A 13,067-nucleotide genomic window follows, 5' to 3' on the forward strand; every position below is an offset into this window, starting at 1 on the left:
GCATGCTCTTCTCATACACTATCCCCAGCATAGAATGCCCTTCCAATATGACACCGCCACTGTGATCTCTCATATAGCTACAAACGGAAGGGTAAAACCCTTCCGAAGGCCAAAAGACCACAGTGGTGGAGATTAATCACGTTGGGGTAGCTATGGGGAAGGTTATCAGAATACGTCATCTTGAAACAAGAAGGCCGTACATGCGATGAGCACATATGATATCTTCCACGATGTGCCTATGCAAAATATACTAATCGCTGTCGCAGAAAGGGACGCACCTGGCACCGTCAGTATTGCAAATTAGAGTGATTTGTAGTATATTGTATACATATGAAAAAAGAGATAGTTATTGACGAAATGACGGACAGCACAGTCTTATCAGTGAGGATAGATAGCGACGTTAAAAAGCGCTTCGCAAAGCTTGCGAGCAGCCTGAAGCGCAGCCAGTCTTTTCTTGCGGCTGAAGCAATTGAAGAGTTCCTAGCCGTTCAGGAATGGCAGATTGCCGGGATCGAAGCAGCACTTGCATCGGCGGATGCTGGCAAGCATATCGCCCATGATGAAGTTCGCGATTGGATATCTTCTCTTGGCACCGAGGATGAGCGTCCGTTACCGACATCCGTATGAAGCTCACCTGGACACCAGAAGCCGTTAGTGACCTTCACGATATCTATCAATACATAGCGGAACGTAATCCGAGCGCTGCCAAGCAAACACTTGAGCGGATCCATGAAATTTTGGAAATCCGCCTTACCCAGGCCCCCAATCTCGGGCGCGAGGGACGTGTAATGGGGACGAGAGAATTTATCATCCCCGGAACGCCCTTTGTCGTTCCCTATCGGGTAAAATCAGGCACGATAGAGATACTGCGCGTCTACCACTCCAGACGACGTTTTCCTTCTTCTTTTTAATTGTTGTTACCCTAGCGACATACGATAAAGGCACATAGTGCCCTCTTTGACGTACACTGGTGACCGATATACTCCGCCCATGGAACGGAAATCACGTCGTCTTATAGAGCATCTGGAACACTGTCAGCGTATGTATGAAGAACTGGAGCGGGCAGGGACTGCACCGTGGAGTAATAATACTGAGCAACAAGAAAAAGCCGACACTGACGCCTTTGCTAAAAAGCCTAATCGGGGTATTATTGAGAGCGTAGACGACTATGATGCGGCCTAAAACATATACGGGATAGCTCGACTACAAAAAACACCCCGTCGTAAACGGGGCATTATATGGGTAAAATATGCGGGCAACCTCTCCTCTACCCCGCGATATATTTCGTATCTGTCAAGTGCCGCACCCTTGACACCATACAACCGAATGATAGACGAAAAGTATAGCATACTTTCCCGTTTGTTTCATTCATCCGCACAGCCAATTACCAATGGTGAAGACTTCTCTAAGTGGCATGTCAGGGGTCCTATACGGTCACCCTCGAGCGCCATACACTAGGTGTTCCTCAAGAGGAACATCCAGGTGGGAGAAAGCCTTCGGAGGAGCCTAACCTACATCATCTATGCACACATTTATTGACGACTTTGCCCTCTATTTCAGGCGGCAGGGCAAATCACCTGAGACGATCAAAGCGTACCAGAAAAAATTGCGGCAGTTCTGCCGGGAGCGGCACATCACCGAGATCTCAGAGATCAACCGCGAGAGTATTAATAGTTGGATATCATGCCTCCGGGACCGCAAACTCACTGACGGCACGATTGCCCTCCACCTCTGGGCGATCAAGGCATTTCTAACCTGGCTTAAAAAGGAACAGAGGCTCGAGTGCTATACCTTCGATATCTTCATTCCTAAGCCGAAGGAGCCTGACTATGTTGAATTCCTGGAGCCGGATGAGCTTGAACTCATCTTCTCCCTTATCGACACCGAGACCTTAGACGGCATGCGGCTCCGCACCTATATCGAAGTAATGATCAATACTGGCATGCGGCCTTCCGAAACCCTCAACCTCAAGATCACGGACATTGTGGGTAGCGAAATCAGTATTGTTGGGAAAGGAAACAAGCGTCGTCGGGTGTATTTTAATGACCGGGCGCGTCACTGGATCAAGGCGTATTGTGATATGCGGAGGGACAACTGCCCGGCGCTTTTTGTGACGAACCCGAAATACTCGCCACGGATACCACATGCCATTACGCTTGACCGGATGGAGGAACAATTTCGAGCTGTGTTTCGTTTAACCGGGTTGCGGAAACGGGTCACGCTCCACACTTTGCGTCATACCTATGCGACAACGCTGCTTGCAAATGGATGCCCCACCGATTACGTGGCGCGGCTCCTCGGGCACTCAAAGGTCGAAACAACGCGCCGGCATTATCTCTCAATTCAGCATAAGCACGCCAGGAAAGCGCATTTCCGCTTTCTTTCCTACGATGCTGATGCGCCAATGAACTATGAAAAGCAAAGCGGGCAGGGGGCTCCTCAGCCCCATGCTCCATCCACACATACCGACCCCTACAATCCAAACCCCCGTTACCTAGAATGAACGGATGCAACGGCATCACGACAATCACATTACCTACCTCGGCCGGACTAACGCCCGGAATTCAAACCGGCTCTTTGGTATCAGAAGCCATGATCGGCTCTCTTCGATGTATATCATCGGGAAGACCGGCACCGGCAAAACGACACTCCTAGAAAATATTGCGCTTCAGGATATCAAGAATGGAAATGGGCTCACGCTCATTGATTATCACGGGGATCTCGTGGAGAGGATCGTTACGCACATCCCGGAACATCGGTGTGGGGATGTTGACTACTTCAACGTCACGAAGGATACGCCCTATGGATACAATCCCCTAAAGCCCGTTCCGGCACAATACCGAGCGCTTGCAGCTTCAGGGCTTCTTGAAATCTTTCGCATGCACTGGGGCGAGCGCGCCTGGGGACAGCGCATGGAGCATATTCTGCGCCAGGCAATTCTGGCGCTTCTGGAACAACCAAGAGAAATGACCCTGCCTGATATTCTCCGGCTTCTTCGGGAGGAGGAGTTTCGAAAGGATGTTGCAGCGAAGGTTGGGCATACGGCAGTACAAGATTTTTGGCTGCATGAATATCCAAAATACAGCTCCAGCTACCGAGCCGATGCGATTTCCCCCGTGCAATCGAAGATATCTGCCTTCCTTGCAAATCCGAAGCTCTATACCATCCTGACCAAACCACAAAAGCCGCTGTCGTTTCGTAAAATCATGGACGGCGGTAGAATTCTTCTGGTCAACCTCTCGGTCGGCCAACTTGGTGCGGATAGCGCGGGGCTGTTAGGCGGGCTCCTCACCACCTCAATTGGCCTTGCAGCTTTGAGCCGTGCGGATATTCCAGAAGAGGAGCGGCGTCCCCACGCCCTTATCGCAGATGAGTTCCAGCATATGACGTCAAAATCGCTCATCAATCTGTTTCCGCAATTGCGCAAATACAAGCTCTCGATGATCGTTGCGCATCAGTACATTCATCAAATTAGTGAGGATATTCGTCATGCAATTTTGGGGAATGTGGGTACAATCATCTCGTTCCGCGTTGGAGCACATGACGCGCGAGTTCTCGCCAAAGAATTTGAGCCCACGTTTACCGCTCAGGATCTCACAAAGCTTCCGAATTATAGCATCTATCTGAAGCTTATGATCGACGGTGCGCCGTCCAAACCATATAGTGCTGATACGCTATTGTCCCTCAATAGAAAATATCTGCTCAGTTAATCACTCGTATAAGAACTGAAATCCACAATAGCAAAAAACGTAGAATACTAAACTGTTACGAAAACTCGTTAAACTAGAAAGATTGAAAGAATTTCAAGCCGAATCGACTTGCAGGAAATGCCATTGATAATTGCAATCAAACTCTATCCATGACATAATTAATCAGGCTACAACAACGTATAGGAGAAGCATGATGATCAAACGATCATTAGGGAAAGGGCCAAGAGATTCATCTGGACTAGCTAAATGTCCGGAAGTTCTTGAGCTCGAGAACGGGGACTTCGCGTTTATTGGCATAAGAGCAACATCTACATTAAAACCGTATTTCTCTGAAGGAATCTCATGTGGTCCTGACGAAGAGGTTGTTGTGCTACCTAGGGAAGTAATAATTTCTGCTATCAAAAAAGTTTAGATAGAAAAATCGCAACTAAGATTAATCCTTTTAGTAATTAATGGATATTCCTTATCTAGGTTGAAGAATTGTTACTTGATTAGTAGACTACTGAAAGTATTTTTTCATCATTACATGATTGAGAGTGACGGTAATTTTAGTGGCACATTTTCATTTCGTTGTAGTATGTGGTCCTCTTGAGGAAATCATAATTTCATCAACAAGGGGCAGAGAAACTATGACAACCAACAACTAAGAAGCGAAACAACTAGTTATGTCTCTAAATTTTTTGCCTCGAATCGAAGAGATTGTACGCAAAGCACAGTATTTTGATAGTTCCGAAGCATTTATTTCAAAATTTGAACCTGCATGGAGCAGTGTAAGAACGCGTATACTAAAATTGGAAACTTTGGATTTTTATGATGAAGGCGACAACCAAAGCCTCAAAGCTTTCCTGGACGGAGACATTGAAAAATCAAAAAAATTAATATCCCAAGAAAAACAAGGCGATGCGCCAATATATCAAGACCTAAAAAAACGCTGGGTCGAAATAATAAGATGTAGGCCGATAGCTGCTCCGCCAAATGAATACTTAAAATGGGAAATAGAAAACTACAAAGAAAATATTAAATTGGGAGAGCGAATATTTATTGCAAATATGATAGCTGTGACAGAAATTTTCGAAAGATATGCAACGAGAGATTTTATGGTTTTTGATACTAGATTTGGCTACATCTATGATTATGACAAGAATGGAAGACTGTTAGGTGGATGGTATGTCGAAGATGTTCAAGAATTGTATCAAATGAGCGCATTATTTAGCTTTATTCAGTCAAATTGTGTGCGCTTTGAGAGTGTATACTCAAATGGCGACTAATTTTGAATGGTTTACCTTTCTTCAGTCTGCCGGAATTATCGCTAGTTTTCTTTTTACTGCATATACTGTATGGCAAAATCGAAAAGACAAAAGAGTTTCAAATTATCTGGATCTTACAGCACATCACAGAGACATATGGAAGTTAGTTTTTGAAAATAAAGAATTATTAGAAGTGCTTGATACTCGATTAGCTAATAAAGCTACTTCAACTACATTTGAGCAAAGAAAGTTTCTTACGTTTCTATTTTTACACCTAAGCTGCGCATATGAGCTGCAAAAGATATCATCCGTGATAAAGGTTGAAGGGCTTAGATCCGATATTAAGGACTTTTTTATATCGCCATATGTTCGCGATCATTGGGAGGAAAACAAAAGATTTTATAATGACGATTTTGTGTCATTCGTGGACAAAAATATTTAAAAAAGATGCACAGATTCTTTCTAAGAATTACGTGATTATAGCATAATCTAAGGATATATTTGTGCCGCTGGTAAGTGAACTTTTAGTTTGAAGTTAGAAAATGATCCCACTTCTCCATCAGCTTTTCCCGTTTCTCAAACCGATCTGAGCGCTGATAAGCCCGCACGATACTTGAATCTACCTGATGCCCCAAGGCAGCCTCCTTTACGTCAAAGTCCGTATCAGTTTGTTCTTCCACCCATGTTCGGAATGTTGCCCTGAAACCATGAGGACGGGCGTTATAGCCTTCACGCTCCATAAAACGGGACATAGTGGCATCAGACATTGGTTTTCCAGTAACAGATGGAAACAGCAATTTTTGATCGTCACTTTGCTTTGCTTGCTTGATGACGGCCAAGGCTTCCTTTGTTAAGGGTATACGGAGAGCCTTACCGGTTTTCGTTCGTTCTGGCGGTAGCGACCAGGCGTCGCTCTCTATCTCATCAAACGTCGCGAACCGTACTTCGCTTGTCCGCGCCGCTGTGAGCATCAGGAAGCGAAGTGCATAACAGGACTGGAAGTCTTTGCTTTTAAGCCATTTATAGAACTGTGGGGCTTCTTCGTAGGGCAGGGACGGGATATGAGAGGGTTTATGGCGCTGCTTCCCTAAGAGGGCCTGTGCTTTCATCACCGCCTGCAAGTCTACGTCCAGTCCTAATGCAGCCGCATGCTTCAACGTAAGGTTCATACGGCTTAAGGCTTTTCGGGCGGCGACTGGCTTGTCATGCCAGATAGGCTCCAAGTGCTTTTTCAGGATATGCTGGTCGATGGACTCGATGGGCTTCTTGCCAAGTTTGGGAAGGATATGCACCGACAAGGGAGAAAGCCATCGGCCTGCTTTGCCATCATCTTTCAGTTCTGCTTGCCTGGCGTCAAAGCAACTCATGACGGCTTCCTTGACGGTTACCTTTTCATCCGGCTGCCGTACCCTTTGTCGTTCTTCGATAGGATCGATTCCATCCCGCAACTGTTTCCGGGCAATAGAGGCTTGCTCGCGCGCTTCAGCAATCGAAACATCGGGCCAAGCTCCCAGCCCCATTTCCCGGCGCTTTCCTGATATCGATAACCGCAGTATCCATTTACCGAAACCTTTGGATCGCTTTATCAACCATAAGCCTTGCCCATCGGCATATTTTCCGGCAGAAAGGTTCTTGGCTTTCATTTGGTTTAGTGTTTTATAGATCATCAGCCCACCCTTTTCAGCCCCCCTTTTGGCCCACCCTTTGGCCAGAAAAGCGGCGAAAAACTATGTTACACGATGATCGAATGGATATCCATATTATTGATTTAAAACATGTATTTAGTTACAGTATGATCAACTATGATTTTTCCAGTCGGTGCAGGGTGCGGGCACCATCGACATGAAAATTATTCCGGTTCGGGAGGGGCCGCCCATGATTTTCAGCCTTGAGCATATCGACAATCCCTATCCTCACTATGCCGCCCAGCGGGAGAAGCACGGCATTTACTTCGATGAGGAGATGAAGGCCTGGATCGTCCTGGAACATGATCTTATCGTGGCGGCCTTCAAGGATGCGCGGCTGTCCTCCGACCGGGTCACTAAGTTTCGCGGCAAGTTTTCCGATGAAAAGCTGAAACCGCTGTTCAACACGCTGTCGCTGCTGATGCTGCAGCGGGACGAGCCCGATCATACGCGGCTGCGCAATCTTGTGCATTACGCCTTCAAGCGGGCGGCGGTGGATAATTACGATGACAACATCCGGCGGCTGGCGAGGGAGCTTCTGGCCCCGGCCATTCAATCGGGTGAGATGGACCTCGTCGCCGACTATGCGGTGCCGCTTCCCATTCTGGTGATTTCCGAGATTGTCGGCATCCCCGCGGAGGACCGCAAGCAGGTCAAGGCCTGGTGCGACGCCTTTTCCATCGTGGCGCTTAATTTCTACGCCAATATCTCCGATGAGGACCTTGAAGCAGGCGCCGTGGCGGTTCAGGAATTTACCGATTATCTCAAGGAAAAAGTCGAGAAGCTCCACCGGGAGCCGGAAGACAACCTGCTCTCCGCGCTGGTCCATGCGGAGGAGGATGGCGACAAGCTCAGCCTCGACGAACTGGTGGCCAATACATTGCTGCTGCTGAATGCCGGAAATGAAACCACCTCCTGCCTGCTGACCAACGGCACGCTGGCGCTGCTTCGCAATCCCGATGAGTTGGCGCGGCTCCGGGAAAACCCCGATCTGATCCGGACGGCAGTGGAGGAATTGCTCCGCTTCGACAGCCCGCCCCAGTTCATCGGCCGCATGGCGGCGGAAGAGGTTGAACTTGGCGGGGCGACCATAGGTGAGGGGGATCTGGTGCTGCTCGTCCTCGGGGCGGCGGGGCGGGATCCGAAAACCTATGAGGCGCCGGACGAGCTGCATATAGACCGCCATCCGAACCATCATGTGAGCTTCGGCAGCGGCCATCATATCTGTGCCGGTATCCAGCTTGCCCGGCTGGAAGGGCGGATCGCGTTCGAGATGTTGCTGGAAACCTTCGCGGACATGGAGCTTGCAACCGACGACATAAAATTCGGCCATAATGTCAATCTTCGATCTCCGGCCGCGCTGCCGCTCAAAGTCACGCCCGCCCGATAAAGATTTTTGCAATTTTCCGGCAAAGCCATAATATACCATAATGGTTTACCGCAACGACAGCTGAAGGACGGCCAGGTGAAGACATTTCGCAAACTGACGCTCGCCCTTGCTCTCTCCGCCCTGACCCTTGGCGGGGCCGCTGCCCAGACAGATAACAGGGGCGCCCGCGCCGAGGCGGCGATCCTCGCGATTTCGGAAAAGGCGAAAAGCATCCTTTCACAGCGCGGCAAGCCGCTGGCGGAGCGGGAGAAGCAGCTTGTCGCCACCATTGGCCGGAACTTTCATTTCACCCTGATCGCAGAACTGGTGATCGGGCCGGGCTGGGAAAAGCTGCCCCATGATCAGCGTCAGGAGTTTCTCGACCTGTTCCGCGACTTCTACCTCTCCTCCTACGGCAGTCAGCTTGGCGGATACCCGGATGATAAATTCGTCATCCTGTCGGTTGCCGAGAAGGGCTCTCGCGATTCCTTCGTGCGGACCACGCTCACCCGGCCGAAGCGGGAGACGATCACCCTCGACTGGCGGGTGCGGGAGGTACTGGGGCGGCCGCTGATTATCGATCTCCTGATCAACGGGACGAGCGTCGCCATCAGCCACCGCGAAAGCTTCAATCTGGTCCTCAGCAGCGACGGGATGGAAGGGCTGCTCACCCTGTTCAAGATCCGTGCGGAAAGGCTCAATGCGGAAACGCGGGACTTTGCCGCCGGTGAGGATCTGTTCGAGCAGGGCCGCTTCGCCGAGGCGGTGGCAATCTGGGAGGAGCTGGCCCGCAAGGGCGATGCCAAGGCGCAATACAATCTCTCCGTCATGTATGATCAGGGGCGCGGCGTCGATCCCGACAGCAAGGCGGCGGAATTCTGGAACGAAAAGGCCCGCGCCGCGAACTATCCGCCCGCCATCCATAACCATGCGCTCACCCTGCTGGCGGCCAAGGACGAGGCAGCGGCCATCGGGCTGCTCGAAAAATCCGCAGAAAATGATTTTGCCCCCTCCCAATATACCCTTGGCAAGATGTACAGCTATGGCATCGGCGTGAAGGAGGATGCGGCGCGCGCCTTTGGCTATATCCGGCTCGCGGCGGAGGCGGGCATGCCCGAGGCGCAGTACAACCTCGGCAAGGCCTATCGCGACGGCTACGGGACCGAGGCGGACACTGTCGCCTCCGTCCAGTGGTTCGAGAAATCGGCCCTTCAGGGATATGGCAAGGCGCAGGAGAAGCTCGCTACCCGCTATGGCGCGGGCGACGGGGTCGATCAGAATGATGTCGAGGCCCTGAAATGGGCGATCCTGGCGGCGCGAGAGGAAATCATCGAGGCAGAGGAATGGGAAAAGCTCTATCGAAGCCGCATGTCCGATGCCGACATAACCCGCGCCGAAACCCTCGCCAACGACTTCAAACCGCAGTAGGAGAGGCCGGAAAGAGTTGTGGGGTGGGGTGGTTTCTGCTAGGAGTCGGCGCATAATCATTCCTGCACTTCAAACAACCCGGGTGGACATTATCGTGACGGCGCTGAAAGATCTGGAAACCACATTCAAGACCAGCCTTGATCAGGCGGCACATACGGACGATCCCTATGACCTGTGGGAGCTGAGCGATCTTTTCCCGGTCCCGGTGGTGGATGACCTGCTCGCCCTTGAGATCGGGACGGGCCAGATGGACTACCGGATCGGCCGGCGCGAGATCAATAATGACAAGCGCAACTATTTCGATGTCGAACGGCAGGCCAGCACGCCGGTCGTCAAGAGCGTCGCCGAGCTGTTCCAGGCGCCGGAGACCGTTGCCAATATCGAGAAGAAGTTCGACATCGACCTCACGGGCACTTTCCTCCGCATCGAATATACGCAGGACCGGGAGAGTTTCTGGCTGGAGCCGCATACGGATATCGGGGTGAAGAAGTTCACCATGCAGATTTATCTCTCCCGCGATGAAGAGGCGGGGGGCTGGGGCTCCTCGATCTACAAGGACAACCAGACCTTCGTTCGCAATGTGCCCTTCAAAAGCAACTACGCCATCGTCTTCGTGCCGTCCCCGCAAAGCTGGCACGGGTTCAAGCCGCGCCCGATCAATGGCACCCGCAAGACCCTGATCGTCAATTATGTAACCGATAAATGGCGCGCGCGGGAGGAACTCTCCTTTCCCGCAGCCCCGGTCCGCTAGAACCAAACGGCTATTTCAAGAGGGCGGGGATCAGGGCGCTGATCCCGGAGGTCAGCATGCCCACGGAAAGCGCCACCAAGACCATACCCATGATCCGGGTGACCACCGCCATGCCGCTTTCCCCGAGCCGGGTCGAGAGCGGCTTCGAGAAGGCGAATAACAGCCCGACCAGTGCCGAGAGCAGAACAACCACTACCGAAATCTCCACTTTCGCCATGATGTCGGGATACCGCTCCGCCCCGACCAGGGCCGTTGCCATGGTGCCGGGCCCGGCAACGATGGGGATCGCAATGGGCACGATGGCGATAGAGGCACGCTCTTTCGCATCCTCCGTCTCCCCTTGGCTTGTCTTGTGTTCCGCCTTGTTGAATAGCATATGCAGCCCGATCATGAGAACGATGATGCCGCCCGCCGCGCGCAGTTCGTTCACATTGATGCCGAAGAATTTGAGCAGGAGACCGCCTGTCCAGACGACAACCAGAAGGATGATGACACAGGCGATCGCACTCCGGATCGCGACATTGCGCGTTTCTTTGGGCGAGTAATCCGCCGTTAGCCCTGCGAAAATGCCGGCATTGCCGATCGGGTTCATCATCGAGAAAAGAGCGGCCACGATCGCCATCAGCTCCGGTTCCGTCATTGCTTCCTGTCCTTGCCGCCTATGCCTGAAATGACTACGGGATCACTCTATAGCCAATGGCGCGCAAAAATCCATCCCCATTCGCGGCGGGAGGGGCGGGCGGAGAGCCGCCTTCAGACAGATACTAAATCAGGGGAGGGAAATGGTGAGCCCGACAGGATTCGAACCTGTGACCCGCTGATTAAAAGTCAGCTGCTCTACCAACTGAGCTACGGGCCCACTATTTGCGGTATGTATCGCAACCCAGTTCCGTGCAAATATGCCCCGTAGCGTCGCAATGCGGCTGCAACATAGGGTCGTCGCAACGGATGGTCAAGCATCCATTTCGTTTTTTTTAAGCCGGTGCGGAATTTGCGGTTATTTGCCACATTCGCGTTTTAAATATGGACGTCACCGCCTCTAAATGGCAGAAAAAAGAAGCATTTAAAGTTAATAGACGAGGAAGCGAATGGTTTCGAAGTTTTTGTCCCGGATGTTCCTGGTTCTGGCACTGGTCGGCGTGACCGGCCTGCCGCTGCAGAGCGCGCGCGCGGCGGATCTGGAAAACACACTGTATCTCGATTTGCAATATGGACGGGTGGTGATCGAAATGCGCCCCGACCTTGCACCCAATCATGTGGCCCGGATCAAGGAACTGACCCGCGAAGGGTTCTATGACGGCGTCAAGTTCCACCGCGTCATTCAGGACTTCATGGCGCAGACCGGTGATCCGACGGGAACCGGCCGGGGCGGCTCCGGCCGCAAGCTCCGGGCCGAGTTCTCCAACACACCGCATGTGCGCGGCATCGTCTCCATGGCGCGATCCCAGTCGCCCCATAGCGCCGACAGCCAGTTCTTTATTGTTCTTGCGGATTCACCACATCTCGACAAGCTCGGATACACGGTCTGGGGACGCGTGACAGAAGGGATGGAATATGTCGACCTGATCAAGAAGGGCGTTGGTCAGAGCGGCATGGTCCCGGGGGAGCCCGATATCATCGTCAAGATGCAGGTCGCGGCGGACGCGCAATAGGCAAACAATCGGCTGCCTAGTCCTTTGACGGAGGATTGTCGGCGAACCACTGGACAATGGCCGGCATGTCCCGCTCGAACCCGCCGGGAATGAAGATATTCAGAAACCCGGCACGGGCCGCCGTCCTGTTTGCGAAATCATGGGTGACACCGACGGGAACCCTGAGGAAGGTTCCCTTCGGTGCCTCGATTTCCTCACCATCGAGAATGAAGGTAACCGTTCCTTCCAGGACGAAAAAGATATCGTCCTCACTTTCATGGGAATGCGGGCCGGGACCGTTTTCCTGCGGTTCCAGCCACCATTCGGAAATGGAATAGCGGCTTTCGGTTTCCGCCTCGTCAGAGAGGAAATAGCTCGTCATACCGCCCATGTCGTAGCGGCGGCCGCCCGAGGGCGGTACATTCAGGACTTTCCGCGCTTCCGTCTTGCTTTCTGCCACAATCGCCTCCTTCATTCCCTGTTTATGTCTAGACGCAGCGCCCGCCGTCAACTTCCAGCGCGACGCCGGTGATGAACGACGCATCGTCCGACGCCAGCCAGAGCGCCGCATGGGCAAGATCGCGCGGCGTATTCTCCCGGCCGAGCGGAATGGTGGAAACGAACTTGTCGCGGATTTCCTGGGTATCGACGCCGCCCATGAACTCGACCGCCATGGGCGTATGGGCGAAGACCGGGCAGAGCGCGTTCACCCGCACCTGCTTCGGCGCCAACTCGACCGCCATGGATTTCGACATGGTGAGAACAGCGCCCTTGCTTGCGTTATACCAGGTGAGGCCGGGACGGGGGCTGAGGGCCGCGGTGGAGGAAATATTGACGATATTGCCGCCCTTTTCCAGCATATGGGGGACAATCGCCTTGGTCGTGAGAAACAGGCTTTTGACATTCACCTCGAAGATCTTGTCGAAGGTGCCTTCATCGACATCGAACATGGACCCGTTCCGCTGCGGCATCCCGGCGTTATTCACCAGCACATCGATCTTATGGAAGTTCTCGAGGGTCTGCTCGGTCATGGCGGCGATATCCGCGGCGCTGGTGACATCGGTTTCACTGCTGATGGCAACGCCGCCGTCATCGGTGATGCTCTTGGCAACGGCAGCGGCGGCGGCACCGTTTATGTCGCTGACCACCACTTTCGCGCCCTCGGCCGCGAACAGTTTTGCCATTGCTTCGCCAAAGCCCGATCCCGCGCCGGTGATGATGGCCACTTTATCTTGTAATCGCATGA

At 52.3% G+C, this 13,067-nt stretch carries 16 protein-coding genes and 1 tRNA gene; 12 read left to right on the top strand and 5 right to left on the bottom strand.

Annotated elements, in window-relative coordinates; genetic code table 11:
• The first annotated feature begins 330 nt into the window (after positions 1 to 330).
• From AAC599_RS16180 to AAC599_RS16215, 8 genes are all read left to right on the top strand, one after another.
• On the top strand, positions 331 to 627 hold the full coding sequence (locus AAC599_RS16180) for a CopG family ribbon-helix-helix protein (protein ID WP_340151447.1): 297 nt from the start codon (positions 331 to 333) through the stop codon (positions 625 to 627).
• Positions 624 to 911, top strand: a complete 288-nt coding sequence (locus AAC599_RS16185; protein WP_340151448.1) for a type II toxin-antitoxin system RelE/ParE family toxin — start codon at positions 624 to 626, stop codon at positions 909 to 911. The genes AAC599_RS16180 and AAC599_RS16185 overlap by 4 nt, the downstream gene beginning before the upstream one ends.
• Before the next feature lie 79 nt (positions 912 to 990).
• A complete protein-coding gene (locus AAC599_RS16190) occupies positions 991 to 1,182 on the top strand; it encodes a hypothetical protein (RefSeq protein WP_340151449.1) in 192 nt (63 codons plus the stop codon).
• A 340-nt stretch (positions 1,183 to 1,522) separates the two neighbouring features.
• The gene (locus AAC599_RS16195) at positions 1,523 to 2,503 is read left to right on the top strand and encodes a tyrosine-type recombinase/integrase (protein WP_340151450.1); all 981 of its coding nucleotides are present in this window, start codon (positions 1,523 to 1,525) and stop codon (positions 2,501 to 2,503) included.
• 4 nt (positions 2,504 to 2,507) lie between these two features.
• Positions 2,508 to 3,710, top strand: a complete 1,203-nt coding sequence (locus AAC599_RS16200; protein ID WP_340151451.1) for a type IV secretion system DNA-binding domain-containing protein — start codon at positions 2,508 to 2,510, stop codon at positions 3,708 to 3,710.
• A 193-nt stretch (positions 3,711 to 3,903) separates the two neighbouring features.
• Positions 3,904 to 4,122, top strand: coding sequence for a hypothetical protein (locus AAC599_RS16205; protein WP_340151452.1), 219 nt, complete (start codon positions 3,904 to 3,906; stop codon positions 4,120 to 4,122).
• 253 nt (positions 4,123 to 4,375) lie between these two features.
• Positions 4,376 to 4,978, top strand: coding sequence for a DUF6879 family protein (locus tag AAC599_RS16210; RefSeq protein ID WP_340151453.1), 603 nt, complete (start codon positions 4,376 to 4,378; stop codon positions 4,976 to 4,978).
• Entirely contained in the window at positions 4,968 to 5,399 is a 432-nt protein-coding gene (locus AAC599_RS16215) for a DUF6082 family protein (RefSeq protein ID WP_340151454.1), read from the top strand. The genes AAC599_RS16210 and AAC599_RS16215 overlap by 11 nt, the downstream gene beginning before the upstream one ends.
• Positions 5,400 to 5,481: 82 nt before the next feature.
• Here AAC599_RS16215 and AAC599_RS16220 read toward each other — a convergent pair whose 3' ends face one another.
• A complete protein-coding gene (locus tag AAC599_RS16220; RefSeq protein ID WP_340151455.1) occupies positions 5,482 to 6,624 on the bottom strand; it encodes an integrase arm-type DNA-binding domain-containing protein in 1,143 nt (380 codons plus the stop codon).
• A 175-nt stretch (positions 6,625 to 6,799) separates the two neighbouring features.
• Here AAC599_RS16220 and AAC599_RS16225 point away from each other — a divergent pair, with 175 nt between their 5' ends.
• The 3 genes from AAC599_RS16225 to AAC599_RS16235 all read left to right on the top strand — a co-directional run bounded on the left by AAC599_RS16225 (position 6,800) and on the right by AAC599_RS16235 (position 10,190).
• Complete coding sequence (locus tag AAC599_RS16225; RefSeq protein ID WP_340151456.1) at positions 6,800 to 8,032, top strand: cytochrome P450; 1,233 nt, start codon at positions 6,800 to 6,802, stop codon at positions 8,030 to 8,032.
• 75 nt (positions 8,033 to 8,107) lie between these two features.
• Complete coding sequence (locus AAC599_RS16230) at positions 8,108 to 9,439, top strand: ABC transporter substrate-binding protein (RefSeq protein ID WP_340151457.1); 1,332 nt, start codon at positions 8,108 to 8,110, stop codon at positions 9,437 to 9,439.
• Between the two features lie 94 nt (positions 9,440 to 9,533).
• On the top strand, positions 9,534 to 10,190 hold the full coding sequence (locus AAC599_RS16235) for a hypothetical protein (protein ID WP_340151458.1): 657 nt from the start codon (positions 9,534 to 9,536) through the stop codon (positions 10,188 to 10,190).
• 10 nt (positions 10,191 to 10,200) lie between these two features.
• Here AAC599_RS16235 and AAC599_RS16240 read toward each other — a convergent pair whose 3' ends face one another.
• The gene (locus tag AAC599_RS16240) at positions 10,201 to 10,830 is read right to left on the bottom strand and encodes a MarC family protein (protein ID WP_340151459.1); all 630 of its coding nucleotides are present in this window, start codon (positions 10,828 to 10,830) and stop codon (positions 10,201 to 10,203) included.
• Positions 10,831 to 10,973: 143 nt separating this feature from the next.
• Positions 10,974 to 11,049, bottom strand: a tRNA-Lys gene (locus tag AAC599_RS16245).
• 229 nt (positions 11,050 to 11,278) lie between these two features.
• Between AAC599_RS16245 and AAC599_RS16250 the strand changes: the two genes are divergently transcribed.
• Positions 11,279 to 11,842 (top strand): peptidylprolyl isomerase, encoded by a 564-nt coding sequence (locus AAC599_RS16250; RefSeq protein ID WP_340151460.1) that lies wholly within the window; start codon positions 11,279 to 11,281, stop codon positions 11,840 to 11,842.
• Positions 11,843 to 11,858: 16 nt separating this feature from the next.
• On the opposite strand, the gene AAC599_RS16255 is transcribed toward AAC599_RS16250, so the two are convergent.
• Entirely contained in the window at positions 11,859 to 12,281 is a 423-nt protein-coding gene (locus AAC599_RS16255; RefSeq protein ID WP_340151461.1) for a cupin domain-containing protein, read from the bottom strand.
• 28 nt (positions 12,282 to 12,309) lie between these two features.
• A complete protein-coding gene (locus tag AAC599_RS16260; RefSeq protein WP_340151462.1) occupies positions 12,310 to 13,065 on the bottom strand; it encodes a glucose 1-dehydrogenase in 756 nt (251 codons plus the stop codon).
• Positions 13,066 to 13,067: the final 2 nt, after the last annotated feature.

This window comes from uncultured Sneathiella sp. (assembly GCF_963976355.1).
In the GTDB taxonomy this organism is placed as follows: domain Bacteria; phylum Pseudomonadota; class Alphaproteobacteria; order Sneathiellales; family Sneathiellaceae; genus Sneathiella.